16 protein-coding genes are annotated in these 13,659 nt (G+C 52.3%); 5 read left to right on the top strand and 11 right to left on the bottom strand.

The features are described 5' to 3' along the window. Positions 1–2 precede the first annotated feature (2 nt). Positions 3–509: a D-alanyl-D-alanine carboxypeptidase family protein gene (locus UNDKW_RS05820; RefSeq protein WP_162057941.1), complete on the top strand. Its 507-nt coding sequence runs from the start codon at positions 3–5 to the stop codon at positions 507–509. Here UNDKW_RS05820 and UNDKW_RS05815 read toward each other — a convergent pair. Genes UNDKW_RS05815 through UNDKW_RS05800 form a run of 4 tightly spaced genes read right to left on the bottom strand, consistent with a single transcriptional unit; the run spans position 506 to position 4,269 of the window. Next, positions 506–1,639 carry an ABC transporter permease gene (locus UNDKW_RS05815; protein ID WP_162057940.1) on the bottom strand — a complete coding sequence of 378 codons (1,134 nt, stop codon included), beginning with the start codon at positions 1,637–1,639 and terminating at the stop codon, positions 506–508. The two genes, UNDKW_RS05820 and UNDKW_RS05815, sit on opposite strands and share 4 nt — an antisense overlap. Then, positions 1,636–2,637: an ABC transporter ATP-binding protein gene (locus UNDKW_RS05810; RefSeq protein ID WP_197893101.1), complete on the bottom strand. Its 1,002-nt coding sequence runs from the start codon at positions 2,635–2,637 to the stop codon at positions 1,636–1,638. Before UNDKW_RS05810 ends, UNDKW_RS05815 begins: the two co-directional genes overlap by 4 nt. Continuing rightward, complete coding sequence (locus UNDKW_RS05805) at positions 2,634–3,632, bottom strand: HlyD family secretion protein (protein ID WP_162057939.1); 999 nt, start codon at positions 3,630–3,632, stop codon at positions 2,634–2,636. Before UNDKW_RS05805 ends, UNDKW_RS05810 begins: the two co-directional genes overlap by 4 nt. Continuing rightward, positions 3,625–4,269, bottom strand: coding sequence for a TetR/AcrR family transcriptional regulator (locus UNDKW_RS05800; protein WP_162057938.1), 645 nt, complete (start codon positions 4,267–4,269; stop codon positions 3,625–3,627). Before UNDKW_RS05800 ends, UNDKW_RS05805 begins: the two co-directional genes overlap by 8 nt. A 386-nt stretch (positions 4,270–4,655) precedes the next feature. Between UNDKW_RS05800 and UNDKW_RS05795 the strand changes: the two genes are divergently transcribed. Next, positions 4,656–4,850 (top strand): hypothetical protein, encoded by a 195-nt coding sequence (locus UNDKW_RS05795; protein WP_162040196.1) that lies wholly within the window; start codon positions 4,656–4,658, stop codon positions 4,848–4,850. Between the two features lie 40 nt (positions 4,851–4,890). Here the strand turns inward: UNDKW_RS05795 and UNDKW_RS05790 are convergent, their stop codons facing one another. The 3 genes from UNDKW_RS05790 to UNDKW_RS05780 all read right to left on the bottom strand — a co-directional run bounded on the left by UNDKW_RS05790 (position 4,891) and on the right by UNDKW_RS05780 (position 7,930). Further along, the gene (locus UNDKW_RS05790; RefSeq protein ID WP_162057937.1) at positions 4,891–5,757 is read right to left on the bottom strand and encodes an HDOD domain-containing protein; all 867 of its coding nucleotides are present in this window, start codon (positions 5,755–5,757) and stop codon (positions 4,891–4,893) included. Between the two features lie 159 nt (positions 5,758–5,916). Further along, a complete protein-coding gene (locus UNDKW_RS05785) occupies positions 5,917–6,405 on the bottom strand; it encodes a CreA family protein (protein WP_162057936.1) in 489 nt (162 codons plus the stop codon). A gap of 55 nt (positions 6,406–6,460) precedes the next feature. Further along, on the bottom strand, positions 6,461–7,930 hold the full coding sequence (locus tag UNDKW_RS05780; RefSeq protein ID WP_162057935.1) for an APC family permease: 1,470 nt from the start codon (positions 7,928–7,930) through the stop codon (positions 6,461–6,463). Positions 7,931–8,163: 233 nt separating this feature from the next. Between UNDKW_RS05780 and UNDKW_RS05775 the strand changes: the two genes are divergently transcribed. Together UNDKW_RS05775 and UNDKW_RS05770 are read left to right on the top strand one after the other, a co-directional pair. Continuing rightward, positions 8,164–8,544 (top strand): DUF2946 family protein, encoded by a 381-nt coding sequence (locus tag UNDKW_RS05775; protein WP_162057934.1) that lies wholly within the window; start codon positions 8,164–8,166, stop codon positions 8,542–8,544. Between the two features lie 94 nt (positions 8,545–8,638). Continuing rightward, positions 8,639–10,951 carry a TonB-dependent receptor gene (locus UNDKW_RS05770; RefSeq protein WP_162057933.1) on the top strand — a complete coding sequence of 771 codons (2,313 nt, stop codon included), beginning with the start codon at positions 8,639–8,641 and terminating at the stop codon, positions 10,949–10,951. Between the two features lie 31 nt (positions 10,952–10,982). Here UNDKW_RS05770 and UNDKW_RS05765 read toward each other — a convergent pair whose 3' ends face one another. The 3 genes from UNDKW_RS05765 to UNDKW_RS05755 all read right to left on the bottom strand — a co-directional run bounded on the left by UNDKW_RS05765 (position 10,983) and on the right by UNDKW_RS05755 (position 12,388). Continuing rightward, positions 10,983–11,342 (bottom strand): 5-carboxymethyl-2-hydroxymuconate Delta-isomerase, encoded by a 360-nt coding sequence (locus UNDKW_RS05765; RefSeq protein WP_162057932.1) that lies wholly within the window; start codon positions 11,340–11,342, stop codon positions 10,983–10,985. A 38-nt stretch (positions 11,343–11,380) separates the two neighbouring features. Continuing rightward, positions 11,381–11,866, bottom strand: coding sequence for an N-acetyltransferase (locus UNDKW_RS05760; protein ID WP_162057931.1), 486 nt, complete (start codon positions 11,864–11,866; stop codon positions 11,381–11,383). Positions 11,867–11,962: 96 nt separating this feature from the next. After that, positions 11,963–12,388 carry a hypothetical protein gene (locus tag UNDKW_RS05755; protein WP_162057930.1) on the bottom strand — a complete coding sequence of 142 codons (426 nt, stop codon included), beginning with the start codon at positions 12,386–12,388 and terminating at the stop codon, positions 11,963–11,965. A gap of 171 nt (positions 12,389–12,559) precedes the next feature. Here UNDKW_RS05755 and UNDKW_RS05750 point away from each other — a divergent pair, with 171 nt between their 5' ends. Next, complete coding sequence (locus UNDKW_RS05750; protein WP_232063256.1) at positions 12,560–13,240, top strand: MarC family protein; 681 nt, start codon at positions 12,560–12,562, stop codon at positions 13,238–13,240. Between the two features lie 77 nt (positions 13,241–13,317). Here UNDKW_RS05750 and UNDKW_RS05745 read toward each other — a convergent pair whose 3' ends face one another. Beyond that, positions 13,318–13,623 carry a hypothetical protein gene (locus UNDKW_RS05745; RefSeq protein WP_162040187.1) on the bottom strand — a complete coding sequence of 102 codons (306 nt, stop codon included), beginning with the start codon at positions 13,621–13,623 and terminating at the stop codon, positions 13,318–13,320. Positions 13,624–13,659 lie beyond the last annotated feature (36 nt).

The following is a 13,659-nucleotide window of genomic DNA, read 5'->3' as shown; positions in this document are numbered from 1 at the left end:
ACATGGTCATCAGCCAGGCTGCAAACTTCATCATCCCGCCGCAACTACTGGAACAGCGTGGCCTGCTACCGCAGCAAGAAGCCACAGAACTGGTACTGGCAGAAACCGGCGAAGATGGCAGGCAATACCTGCTGACACCTGCCACCAAGCTCGCCTGGCAAGCCATGAAGGCTGCCGCCAGCGAGGATGGCATTGCCCTGCTGATGATCTCCGCCTTCCGCAGCATCGCCAGACAAACCGAGATCATCAGCGACAAACTGGCTGAGGGTCAGCAACTGCAAGACATATTACTAGTCTGCGCCCCACCCGGCTACAGCGAACATCACACTGGCCGAGCGATAGACATCGCCACGCCAGAAGACCCTGAGCTGGAAATTTCTTTTGACACCACGGCTGCCTTTGCGTGGCTGCAAAATAATGCAGGGCGCTTTGGTTTTCACATGTCTTACCCGCCAGGAAATACCAGCGGGTTTCAATATGAGCCGTGGCATTGGTGTTTTCAGTCTTAATCCAAAGTCTGCCTATACCTCTTCAAAGCCACAAACCCCGCCACCAGCAGAAACACCAGCATGGGCCATAGCTCTGGTGCTAGCTGGTCTGCGGTATTTCCCTTCAATAAAATCCCCCGCACGATGCGCAGGAAGTGCGTCAATGGCAGTGCTTCGCCTATCGCTTGTGCCCATTCCGGCATGGCGCGAAAAGGGAACATGAAACCGGACAGCAGCATCGATGGCAGGAAGAAAAAGAAAGTCATCTGCATCGCTTGCAACTGGTTCTTTGCGATCGTCGAAAAGGTGAAGCCCACTGCAAGATTGGCGAGGATGAAAACACCTATCATGCTCATGAGAAGGCTGAAGCTGCCCATCATGGGCACTTCAAATAACAGGAAGGCGGCGCTAATGATGACGCCGAGTTGGATGTAACCGATCAGCACATAGGGCAGGATTTTGCCGACCATGACTTCTGCCGGGCGCACCGGAGTTGCCAGCAGGTTTTCCATGGTGCCGCGCTCACGTTCTCTTGTCATGGCGAGCGAGGTCAGCATGACCATGGTCATGGTGAGTATGGTGCCTATCAGGCCAGGCACGATGTTATAGCGTGACAGGCCCTCAGGATTATAGCGGCGGTGCACGCGAACCTCATAAGCTGGCGTGGCGGTTTGCAGGTATTGCAAAGGGCCTTTGAGATCGTGATGCAAGGCCTGGGTGGCGATGACATTCAGTGCGGCGATGGCGTTACCTGATGCTGAAGGATCAGTCGCATCAACGGAGATCAGCAAGGCTGGTTTTTCACCGCGCACCAGTTGCTGGGTGAATTGTGGCGGTATCACCAGCATGAATTGTATTTTGCCTTTTTCCAGCAAGGCTTCTGCCTCTTGCTCACTCTGGCCTACCGAGTCGATACGGAAGTAGCCTGTGTTTTGCATGGCAACGACAAAGCTGCGTGCCATGGCACTATTGTCGGTGTTGACTACGGCAGTTGGCAAGCCTTTGGGGTCTGTATTGATGGCATAGCCGAACAGGATGAGTTGCAGGATGGGGATGCCGACCGCCATGGCAAAGGTCAGGCGGTCACGCATCATTTGCTGGAATTCCTTGATAAAGATGGCGAACATGCGTGCCAGCGAAAAGCGCTTCATGCCTTCACCTTTTGACGTATTTTCTGTATTTGTTGAATATCGTCTTTGGAAAAATTATCAGGTGCGCTGGCGATCAGGCTGATGAAGACATCTTCCAGATTCGCTGCACTCGGCGTGATTTGTATATTGGTCTGATGTCTGATGGTATCGAGTGCCTGCAAGACCAGGGCCTCGTCCAGTCCCGCGACGTGGATGGCATTGCCGAATGCGGCGACACTTAATACCCCTGGTGCCGACTTCAGGGGCTCAAGCACAGAACCCAGTTGCTCACCTTGCAGAGTCCAGACCTTGAGCTTGGAGTCGTGTATGATTTCTGACTCCGTGCCACGCGCCAGTATCTTGCCGTAGGCGATATAGCAAAGTTCATGGCAGCGTTCTGCTTCATCCATGTAATGGGTGGACACCAGCACTGTGATACCCTGGTCAGCCAGCAAATGAATCTGGTCCCAAAAATCGCGACGCGCCTTGGGATCGACGCCAGCCGTTGGTTCATCCAGCAACAGCAGGCGCGGTTCATGGATGAGGCAGGCCGCCAGTGCGAGGCGCTGTTTCCAGCCACCAGACAATGATCCTGCCAGTTGCTGCTGCCGGGCTGTCAGGCCCAGTCTTTCGAGAGAAAGATCGACTGCATTTTTTCTGTTGGGCAGCTCAAACAGGCGCGCCACGAAATCGAGGTTCTGGCGTATCGACAGATCATCATAGAGGCCAAACTTTTGCGTCATATAACCGACCTGGCGCTTGATCTGTTCTGCCTGTTTGATGATATCCAGACCCAGGCAGGAACCCGCACCAGCATCGGGCGTCAGCAAGCCACAGAGCATGCGTATGGTGGTGGTCTTGCCGCTGCCATTTGGCCCCAGAAAACCACAGATACGGCCCTTGGCGACTTGCAGTTCGACCTTATCGACCACCGCACGACCACCATAGGATTTACTCAGGCCATGCACATTGATGGCCAGGTTTCCTGTATCAATGCTGGTGTTCGTTACGTTATTCACTGCGCTTTTCCTGCGCCTGTTACCGCAGACAAAAGCGACACATCCAGAGGCTGACCAGGATGCAGCAAGAGTTTGCCGGGCTGATCAGGTTTGGCCTCGACCATGAACACCAGCTTGGCTCTTTGCGCATTTGAATAAATCACGGGTGGTGTGTATTCAGCCTGGCTGGCGATACGGGAGATGTGGGCAGGTATAGATGCTGCGCAACCATCGCAATGCAGGCTGACTGCCTGACCAACAGCGATCTTGCCCAACTCAGCTTCCGGCACAAAGAACCGGGCTTTACGGTTTTCTGGCGGTAGCAGCGACAATACCGGCTGGCCCGCTTGTACATATTCGCCCTGACGGAAAAACACTTCTGCCACTAACGCATTCGCGGGTGCGTTTTGTGATTTTTGGCCTGAGCGCCATATCGTCTGGCGCAAGGCTTCTTTTGCGGCATCGGCACTGGCCTGGGCAGCGGCACGTTCATCTACGCGTGCTGGCAGCTTTGCGACACTCAATGCGGCGTTCAGTTCTGCCACGCGTGCTTCCGCGAGTTTGACATTGGTTTGTGCATCGTCGATGCGGGACTTGGACACAAAGCCCTGCCCGACCAGTTGCTGTTGACGCGCCAATTCCTGTCTTGCCAGGGCGGCCTGTGCCTGAGCACTTGTCAGTTGCGCCTGGGTGACGGCGATCTCTTCTGTGCGCCTGCCTTTTTCTGTATTGCTGGCCTGTGCCTGTGCGCTCGTAAGTCGGGCACTGGCTTCGTCATGGGCAGCATTTTCAGCTTCGGCATCAAGGGCAAACAGCGGGCTATCCTTGCTGACTTGCTGGCCTGCCTGCACTTTGATACTGTCGAGTTTGCCGCCCAGCGGTGCAGAGATATAGACGTAATCACCTTCTGCATAACCTGACCAGGCAGTGGAGGTCTTTTCATTGCAGCCTGCCAGCATGAATAACACTGCAAGTGTCAATGGCAATACTGCTGCTGGTTTGAATTGTTTATACACGGTGTAACTCCTCATTCGTTGCAGCCAGGGCATACAAGGCACGGTTGACACGGTCGGCAATAGCGGCATCGCTCAATACCTGGCTTAAAGGTTCTTGCAACATGGCTGGTACAAAGCCCATATCCAGTGCACGCGGCACGATCACCATGGGAGCGGCAACGCTGGCCATCAAGAACGCCAGAGCATGGGTGGGTGGCGCCATGGCAATCTCGCCAGCCTGCATGGCCTGCATCAACAAACCGGTGATCAGCATTACGTGACGCGAGCCATTTTTTTCGAGAAACTGCCTGGCTACTTTTTCACCCATGGCAGCATCGGCCCAGACCCGGCCTATCCAGCCGCCATGTTCGCGCAATAAACGACCGAGCAAATACAAAGCCTCACGCAGACGCTGTACGGGCGAACCTTCATGATTCACTTCAGCCTGCAGTTGCACGAACACTTCGTCGTACATGGTTTGCAGTAACTGCGTCAGGAAATTATCTTTATTCTTGAAGTGATAATGGAACATGCCTACGTTCACGCCTGCATGTTCCGCCAGCATGCGCAGGGACAAGCCGCCACAGCCATGCCGGGCAAACAGGGCGCGCCCGCTTTGCAATAAAACTTCGTCAAGTTGTTGTGAAGGACGTGCCATATTTCTTTTCGTCAATAATTATTATGCAACCGACTAATAATTGAAGTTTGCGAACACACGAGCGCCAAGTCAAGCTTTTTTTGGATCGCTGGCAAATAATTATTTTTAAATTATCAAGAAGTGGCGAGTCTGGGTGGCACGATCTGCGGCGCTAAACATCACCCTCAATTCGTCGCCTGCAAACGCATTCCGATACTAGAAAATTGCACTTCGTCGCCTGCTACTGGCGGCCAATATGGCGACGGCCTAAAGTGCAATCACTCCCACCCGAATTGAAAGGAAATATCATGAACATCACAGCAAACATGGACGGCGTTGTCATCGCCACTATCGCTCTGGTTATCCTGAGCAGCCTGTTGCGCGCCATCATCGCTTAAGGAAAAATAATGCTAGGCTTTTTGATCTGGATTATCTTGTTTGTACTCTGCTGGCCATTAGCCATACTGGCCCTGGTGATCTATCCACTGGTGTGGCTGCTGTTGCTGCCCTTCCGTGTGCTGGGCATTGCAGTGAATGGTGTATTTGAATTATTGCGGGCGATCTTTATGTTGCCCGCCAACCTGTTAAAAAGCCGCCCATGAGAGGACGGCTTTTAGCTGGTAAATGAACAACCTATCAATGCTAATGCGCATGATTGAATAGTTCGTGCAATTCTTCAAACCTGTCTTCAACTTCATCGGCAGACAAGCCCAAAAATTCACAGGCAGCTGCACCACCTTTTTCCCACTCACAAGAAAATTCTTGCCCATGGTATTTTTGTATTCCATATTCGGCAAGCAGGGCCAGGGCGATCAGGCTTTTGACTGAATCTTCGGTATTGGCGTCATTCAAAACACTATAGTCATGATGCAAAAGTATCGCCAAAGATACGCTCTCAGGCAAACCCCAGGTACGCGCCATCAGAGAACCTATGGCTGTATGCGAGGTGGTATGACGCTGTTCTTCGACGGCAGTAAAGGCTTCGCGTGTTTCCTGATTTGCCAGATCCAGAGTCTCGTTGTAATCAGGAAAACGTTCCAGCAACAAGGGTATGCCTATGTCGCAAAACAAACCAAAGGTATGGGCCTGATCAGGCGGACAAACACGCATGCGTCTGGCCAGTTGTGTCATGGCCTGGGCACGTTTGGTAGAAAAATCCCAGAATTTGACGAGGGAGATTTTCTCAACCTGTATGCTTTGCCGGGCAATAATGCCCGTCATCAGATTACCGCACTGGGTAATTCCTAACAGATTGACAGCGTGCTCCACTGATTTGGCTTTGAGGCGCAAACCGAAGAAAGAAGAGTTGGCCAATTTCAATAATGATGCAGACATCGCCACATCATTGGCAATGATGCCAGTCAATTTACGGGGATCAGGATCATTGGCGGCAAGCTCTGCCTGCACGTCTGCCAGCAGACTGGGACGTGGTGGTATGCGTATCGTCTTGACGAGCGCATCAACGGATTGTTCAGTGGTCAGCCGGGGGGCCGCAGCAGAGCTTGTCATAATAGTACGGTTGATACACCAGGAAGAGATAAGGCCTACAGGCTGCTATTGTAAGCGTAAATCATTGCTGGATAGAAAAACCCAAACATTTTTTACATATAAAGCGCCGCCTTCTTTCCAAGCATACTTCCCAGACTCCCGGACTCCCGGGCTCCAGAACTATTTGACAGGGATGGGCGTACTGCGATCTACTGGAACAGCCGTCACACTATTCTTCGGTGAGCCATCTATCAGTTTGTCGGAATAAGTCAGATACACCAGCGCATTGCGCTTTTGATCGACCATGCGGACTATGCGCAGCTTTTTGAACAGTATAGACAGACTTTGATTAAAAACTTCATCCTGCTGTTTAAGCTGACCATTAAAACTGATGGGGCCAACCTGGCGACAGGCAATCGAGGCTTCAGACTTGTCTTCTGCCAGGCCCAGGCCACCTGAGATGCCGCCAGTCTTGGCACGCGACACATAACAGGTGACGCCATTGACCTTAGGATCATCATAAGCTTCCACGACGACCTTGTGGTCCGGGCCTATGAGTTTGAAGGCAGTATCAACACTGCCGACGTTTTCAGCCAGGGTAACTGTGCTGTATACAGAGAAGGCGGTGAAGATAGCTAAAGCGGCAAAACATAATGATGGCAGTTTCATGATCTCGCTCTTTTCCTGAAGACGCCACAAACCGGGCGCTTCACGAATATCAGGCTTATTGCTGTTTATTCAAGTGTGAATGGGCTCTGCTGTACAGGAAATAAATCACGATAGTGATTGCCATCCAGATAAAGAACACATGGTAAGTCGTTGCCGACAAATCCTTGAGGATATACAGGCAAGCCAGTATGCTCATGCCCGGTATCAGATAAGGACCGAAAGGCACGCGGAAACCACCCGCTTCGTCACCCAGCTTCTGCCTGCGTATCACAGGCACGGCAACCGAAACCACCATGAAGGCGACCAGGGTACCCATACTGACCATATCCCACAGGAAGGTCGAATCAACCAGGCCTGCGACGATACCTACCAGCAGGCAGACGATGATGGTATTGCTGACAGGTGTACGGGTACGCGCATGCACACGCTGGAAGGAGCTTGGGATCAAGCCATCTTTACTGATCGCAAACAAAATCCGGCTCTGGCCATAAATAGTCACCAGGGTCACGCTGAATACCGAGATCACAGCACCAGCAGACAATATCAATGCAGGCCAGGCTCTGCCCGTGACGTTTTGCAAGATCACTGCCAGACCAGCTTCCTGGCCTTCAAACATTTTGGCAGGTTGGGCACCAACCGCGGCGACTGCCACCAGCAAATAAAATACCGTCACGACGACCAGCGCCGCCATGATACCGAGCGGAACATTACGCTTGGGGTTCTTGACCTCAGCACCAGCAGTTGCCACCGTATCAAGACCGATAAAGGAAAAGAATACCGTACCGGCAGCAGCCGTTACGCCAGCCATACCGGCCAGACCCTTGCTGTTGTCAGTATTAAAGAAAGGTGTGAAATGCTCGGCATTAAAACCGGAGAATGCCACGATGGCAAAGAAAGTCAGAATCACCAGCTTGATCATGACCATGACGGCATTTACCGTCGCAGATTCCTTGGCACCGCGTAGCAAAAGTACGCAGCAAATCGCCACCAGCACCATCGGTGGCAGATTAAATTGTCCTGCATGAAACTCGACGCCATTGGCACCCGCAACAATCATGGGTGAACGCAGCATTTCAGGTATCTGCCAGCCAAGGGCATTGGTCAGGAAATTATTCAGATAGGCAGACCAGCCTATCGCCGTGGCACTGGCAGCCAGACCATATTCCAGCAATAAACAGGCGGCAACAATGAAGGCGCCAAATTCACCGACTGTTGCATAAGCATAAGAATACGAAGAACCGGATGCCGGGATACGGGAAGACAACTCGGAATAGCACAGCGCTGTCAAACCAGCCGTAATCGCTGCAATGATGAAAGACAAAATGACCGAAGGCCCAGCCTTGGGCACGGCCTCTACCATGGTAAAGAAAATACCGGTACCTATGGTAGAACCCACGCCTATCATGGTCAGGGAAAACAAGCCCAGTGAGCGATGCAGGCTATGGCCCTGATCGTCCGTCACTTGTTCGCTATGGTCTATGGGCTTGGTGCGGGTCAGTTGCTGACCCAGGCTAACTTGTCTCAAGATCTATCCTTCTGCTGATGCCAAATACCTGTTGAGTAAAGGGGCTGATGCCTGGCTATACCCAGAACAAGGTCAAGGTTCAGCTGTTTGCCATTGTGCGGCCCAGGCCAGGCTTGCCCCGAAAATCGCCATGATAGCCCCAAATTTGTCTGCTTTGATGTCAGTCTGCTTATTTTTTCTGACTTCCAACAGCTGATTTATAGCAGAACAGAAGGGTGGTACAATTCCGCCCCATGTCCGCCCAACATATTTCCCTGTCGTGTTTTCGCCACCTGGTGCGCGCTGTACTGCTGATGTATGTACTGACGCTGGGTATCGCGATGGCATCTTCTGTGGTGAAATCCGGCGAACAGGGCATGAATCTGATCTGTACCAGTACCGGTTATAAATTCATCAAAGCGGACGGCAGTGGTGTCAAAGAGACTGGCAAGAGCATGACGCACATGCTTGATTGCTCCATGTGTCTGGCAGCCAGTTTGCCTGCCAGCTTCCCGCAAACCACGGTTTTTGCGGCACCCCACGCTCTTTCCTACACTACCCGCTCCATACCCGCTGCACGCCTGGCATCGATTGTTGCCGCACCTTTACCTGCACGCGGGCCGCCTGCTATCTAAAAAATTGAATTAGTTCAAACCGGCCATGCCACCTGCACTGGCAAGTTTGCTTTGCGCATTTGCATGCGCGTTCCAATTTTTAGATTATTCATATATGTCTCCTTTACGCCCTTTGCGCTTGCGCGCATTGACAGCTGCACTGACTGCCGCCTTCCCTTTGTCTTTATCTTTATTACCAGCTACTGCCTCCGCAATTGAAGCAATAGAAAATGCCACCCAGGCCGAACGTGTCATCATCAATGGTGACCGCCCATCCTCACTGCCCAAGGAAATCCCTACCACCATAGAGGGCATCAATGCCAAAACCATGGAGCAGACCATCAATGCCATCGATGCAGAAGATGCCCTGAAATACCTGCCCAGCCTGCTGGTGCGCAAGCGCTATGTTGGCGACTACAACCATGCAGTGCTGGCGACACGGGCATCCGGCACAGGCAATAGCGCACGCTCCATGGTGTATGCCGATGGCATCTTGCTGTCTAACCTGCTGGGCAATGGTGCAGCATTCACGCCACGCTGGGGTCTGGTGACACCGGAAGAAATTGAGCGCGTGGATGTGCTGTACGGCCCCTTCTCTGCTACCTATGCCGGTAACTCTGCCGGTGCTGTAGTCGATTATGTGACGCGTATGCCCAAGCAGTTTGAAGCCCATGCCAAGCTGGTTGGTTTTAGCGAAAACTTCCAGCAATATGGCACCGACAAGAGCTATAGCGGCAAGCAGCTCAGCGCCAGCCTTGGCAATAAGCAGGGGGCATTTTCCTGGTGGCTGAATGTGAACCAGCTTGATAGCGATGGCCACCCTATCGCCTTTGCCAACAAACTGGCTTCAACTGGCGTCAGCAGCAACGCAGGCACAGCCGTGACGGGTGCCATTGCCGACAAAAATCCACAAGGCCTGGACTGGTGGATACTCGGTGCGACGGGTCAATACCATACCACGCAAGACCATGCCAAGATCAAACTGGCATACGACTTTAGCCCCACTTTACGGGCGAGCTACACCTTTGGCTACTGGCGCAATAATATGAACAGTGGCGTAGAAAGCTATTTGCGCGATGCTGCAGGCAATGCGGTATATAGCGGCGACGTCAATATCGCAGGTAAAAAATATACCCTGACCCCTACCGATATGTCGAACAGCAAAAACCAGCTTGAGCATATCACCCATGGTCTGAACCTCAGGAGCAACACCAAAGGCGAGTTTGATTGGGAAGTGGCCGCCAGCTTGTATGACTACAGCAAGGATATCGTCCGTGCGCCTACAGTGGCAATCCCGCAAGCCAACGGCGGTGGCAATGGCCGGATTACCGATGGCGCAGGTACAGGCTGGAACACCCTGGCCTTGAAAGGTATCTGGCGACCGACAGCAGAACACACTGCCGAATTTGGTTACCAGCGCGAGGCCTATCAAATGCGCACCCTGGTGTCTGATACGGATGACTGGATCAATGGCGGCGCACTCAAACGCTTCTCTGCCTTCCAGGGTAATACCCAATTGCAAAGCCTGTATGCACAAGATGCCTGGCGTATCAATCCGCAATGGAAAGCCATTGTTGGTGGCCGCTTTGAGCAATGGCAGGCAGATCGTGGAGCCATTTCATCTGCGACCAGCACCCTGCCCTTTGCTGAACGCAAGGAAAATTATTTCTCACCCAAGGCAGCTATTGCCTTCAAAGCCAATGACGACTGGACCCTGAAGGCATCGGCAGGTCGTGCGGTGCGCATGCCTACGGTCTCTGAGCTGTATCAAGGCAGCATTTCCACCACCGCCATCGTCAATAATGACCCCAAGCTGAAACCAGAAAAATCCTGGACTACGGAATGGACGGCAGAGCGGACGTTGAATGATGGCAAGGGTTTTCTACGTACCACCCTATTCCATGAAAGAACCAGGGATGCGCTGTATTCACAAGTGAACACCCTGGTCACGCCGAATGTAACAAATATCCAGAACGTTGATGAAATCCATACGACAGGGTTGGAGCTCGCTTATCAGGCCAGTGATGTATTCACCCGTGGGCTAGATTTGGTAGCCAGCCTGACGTATGCCAATTCTGAAATAACGCGTAATGACAAATTCCCCGCCAGCGTTGGCAAATGGCAGCCGCGCGTGCCAGCCTGGCGCGCCAATTTTGTCATCAGCTACCGCCCTGATGACAAGCTCAGCACCACTCTGGGTTTGCGCTACAGCGGCAAGCAATACGGCTCACTCGATAACAGCGACAGCAATGCCTTTACTTATCAGGGCTTTTCCAGTTTTGTGGTCGCTGATGTGCGCGTGCGCTATCAATTGGCCAGGCAATGGGTGGCCTCGGTTGGCATAGATAATTTGAATAATAAAAAATACTGGGCCTTTCACCCCTATACGCAACGCAGTGTAGTCGGTGAATTGAAGTTTGATTTTTAAACCGAATTAAACAAAAGGCGCTATGGTCTTCTCAATTGACCAAATGCGCCTTTGCATAAGTTTCCTTATCAATCTCCAGTACCTCAACACAAAGCTGCACATCCAGCCCATGCGGCCAGGCTTGTGCAGCCTGGATGACGGCCAGCACACGATCTGACAATTCACGTTTAACTTCGGTGCTGCGCCCTTTCAATATCGCCAGCTTGGCATGCAAGAAAGCCCGCGCAGCAGGCGCGGTGCCAATGACCACCTCATCAAAGCGGATTGCCCGGCTCTTGATATCGATCTCCTTGAAATGCCCTGTCTCTGCTAATGAAGTATTGATTTGCAACAGTAATTCCCTGACTTGCAAGGGCAGATTACTGGAATATTCTACGGTCAGATGAGGCATGTTTTCTTTCTGTTGATAGGAGAAAATGTGGCTGAATTTTATAGCGTGACCTGCATGAGCAGATAAGAATTCCTGATACCGGCCTGCACAAAACCGCAAGCGCCGTACATGCCAGCCGCCGGGTTTTGTGGATGCACCGTAAGAGAAACCTGTTCTATGTCACGCTGGCGTGCCGCATCCAATGCTGCCAGCAGCATTAATTTGCCATAGCCCTTGTGCTGCCAGTCGGGTAAAAGTGCAATGCCAAGCTGCGGTGTATGTTCATTGATATACGCCAGCCCCATGCGATCTGGCACGAGGCGCATCCAGCAGGCGCCTATGGGAGCATCTTCGCCCTCAATGTTGGCGATGACGCCTATATCGCTGGCACGCCCCCAGCCTTCTGCATAGATGCGTACATGGGGCAGTTGCAGGGTTTCCAGCGGGCGCAAACCCGCGGGCGGCGGGTCCCACAAAGCGACGTGCAGAAAATTCCAAAGCAAGTCCTGATGTTCAGGAAGTAAGGGAGAGAAACTGATGCTCATGAGTTTGCCGGGCCTGGGCTAAAGATTGCCTATGACTTTCTATTTTAAGCAAATACCCAGCTTCTTGCACTTAAGTCGATGCCGTGCCTGCAAATTTTATGAACGAGATACCGCAAGCCCGGCAGAAGCGCTGGCTTTCTTCAATTCTTCTTCAGGGTTACATCCCCCTACCTGCTCAGTATCGAAGATACGCGGTTCCCATTTACTTTCCATCAGGGATATTTTCTTGGCTGTGAGGTAGTAGCGGGTGCATGGCTGCACATCGAGAGCCAGTGTCTTCTGGGTCGGCACACGTGAACTGGAATGGCGAAGCTCCAGCGTCACCAGATGCTTGCCGGGTGTCACCGACACCGGCCCCTGGAAGTAATAAGTCTGATCGACAGCCACAATACGAACCGAGTATTCATGATCAATCAAAGGGCGGTCAGGTTTGCCGCTCAGATAAGAAAGAGGAGCCGTTGTCTCACAGGCTGCAAGCAAAGTCAGGACTGCTACAGCGGCAAATTTACATAAGGAGTTCATCTATTTTCTGCCACGGAATTGCTGTAAATTACAGTGTAAGAACATTGTAGGCCATGCTGCCATCGCCAGCCATGAACAAAAAGTATCAATTTGTACTTCAAAGCCTGGTCTGACAGTCGCGGTAGCCGGATTTCTGATGCATAATCACTAGCCCAATGACTAGGAGTATTCATGAGCATCACGATGATCATATTTTTCAAGGCCCTGATCGTAGTACCAATCACCTTGCTGCCCATCCTGAACCCCATTGCCATTGCACCTATCTTCTTGTCCATGACAGGACCGATAGAGCCACCACTGGCTAACCGGCTGGCAAAACGCATAGCCCTGAATTGTTTTTTCCTGCTCATGGGCGCCATCTTCATCGGCTCTTACGTACTGGATTTTTTTGGCATCTCCCTGCCCATCGTCAGGGTCGCCGGTGGCATCGTGGTTGCCATGGCGGGCTGGAAACTGCTGAACGATCAGGGCCAGGATAATTTGCGCAATTCTGTCGCCGCATCCCATGGCGGCAGCTGGACCCGGGAAGAATTGCGCCGCCGCAGTTTTTATCCTTTCAGCTTCCCCTTGACCGTGGGGCCGGGCACCATCGCCGCTTCAGTCACGCTGGGTACGCAGATGCCGCACAAGCCTGTGGATTGGATCATTACCGGCATCGCCTCACTGATAGGCGTCTTGCTGACCAGTCTGGTCATTTACCTGTGTTATCGCTTTGCCCGCAATATGGAGAGAATACTCGGCGATGTGGGCGCTATCGTATTGCTGCGCCTGTCTGCCTTTATTTTGCTCTGCATCGGCATAGAAATTGGCTGGGCTGGTGTGTCTGATTTGCTGGGGGATTTGAAGCGCTGAGCAGTAACAGAGCACATGACAGGCATCAAGCCAGTCATGTGCTATTGACTTTCCTTTGAACAGCGGGCGGGACTTACTTATTCCGCGTTGGAGACCGGCTCATTGAGCATCAGGGCATGCTCGACTATCTCGGTTTCGTCGCCAATTCGGCTATTCCAGGCACGTACAAAATAATTCTTTTCTGCCTGCGTAGGTGCATCGTACCAGATCACCATCAGCGTGCCTTTGTGATCATGTATCTTGGCCAGCTTGGTAATACACACGGTATTGCCATCAATATCTGCCAGCCCCATCGCATAACCATAGACACGGCTCAGGCGCTCTATACGGTCTGGTTCGGTTTCGCTATTAGTGGCAGAAATTTTTGGGTGGTCCAGATACATGGTGCATCTCCGTCTTCTGATAATCGTTTTTCATTC

Source organism: Undibacterium sp. KW1, from assembly GCF_009937955.1.
Classification (GTDB): Bacteria; Pseudomonadota; Gammaproteobacteria; order Burkholderiales; family Burkholderiaceae_D; genus Undibacterium.
This window is presented reverse-complemented; position numbering and strand designations above follow the sequence as displayed.

Excerpts from the sequence above, each read along its gene's own strand:
- UNDKW_RS05770 (WP_162057933.1), top strand. The coding sequence starts at position 8,639 with ATGTCTCCTTTACGCCCTTTGCGCTTGCGCGCATTGACAGCTGCACTG.
- UNDKW_RS05765 (WP_162057932.1), bottom strand. The coding sequence starts at position 11,342 with ATGCCTCATCTGACCGTAGAATATTCCAGTAATCTGCCCTTGCAAGTC.
- UNDKW_RS05785 (WP_162057936.1), bottom strand. The coding sequence starts at position 6,405 with ATGAAACTGCCATCATTATGTTTTGCCGCTTTAGCTATCTTCACCGCC.
- UNDKW_RS05815 (WP_162057940.1), bottom strand. The coding sequence starts at position 1,639 with ATGAAGCGCTTTTCGCTGGCACGCATGTTCGCCATCTTTATCAAGGAA.
- UNDKW_RS05760 (WP_162057931.1), bottom strand. The coding sequence starts at position 11,866 with ATGAGCATCAGTTTCTCTCCCTTACTTCCTGAACATCAGGACTTGCTT.
- UNDKW_RS05790 (WP_162057937.1), bottom strand. The coding sequence starts at position 5,757 with ATGACAAGCTCTGCTGCGGCCCCCCGGCTGACCACTGAACAATCCGTT.
- UNDKW_RS05775 (WP_162057934.1), top strand. The coding sequence starts at position 8,164 with ATGTCCGCCCAACATATTTCCCTGTCGTGTTTTCGCCACCTGGTGCGC.
- UNDKW_RS05745 (WP_162040187.1), bottom strand. The coding sequence starts at position 13,623 with ATGTATCTGGACCACCCAAAAATTTCTGCCACTAATAGCGAAACCGAA.
- UNDKW_RS05795 (WP_162040196.1), top strand. The coding sequence starts at position 4,656 with ATGCTAGGCTTTTTGATCTGGATTATCTTGTTTGTACTCTGCTGGCCA.
- UNDKW_RS05750 (WP_232063256.1), top strand. The coding sequence starts at position 12,560 with ATGAGCATCACGATGATCATATTTTTCAAGGCCCTGATCGTAGTACCA.
- UNDKW_RS05800 (WP_162057938.1), bottom strand. The coding sequence starts at position 4,269 with ATGGCACGTCCTTCACAACAACTTGACGAAGTTTTATTGCAAAGCGGG.
- UNDKW_RS05755 (WP_162057930.1), bottom strand. The coding sequence starts at position 12,388 with ATGAACTCCTTATGTAAATTTGCCGCTGTAGCAGTCCTGACTTTGCTT.
- UNDKW_RS05820 (WP_162057941.1), top strand. The coding sequence starts at position 3 with ATGGTCATCAGCCAGGCTGCAAACTTCATCATCCCGCCGCAACTACTG.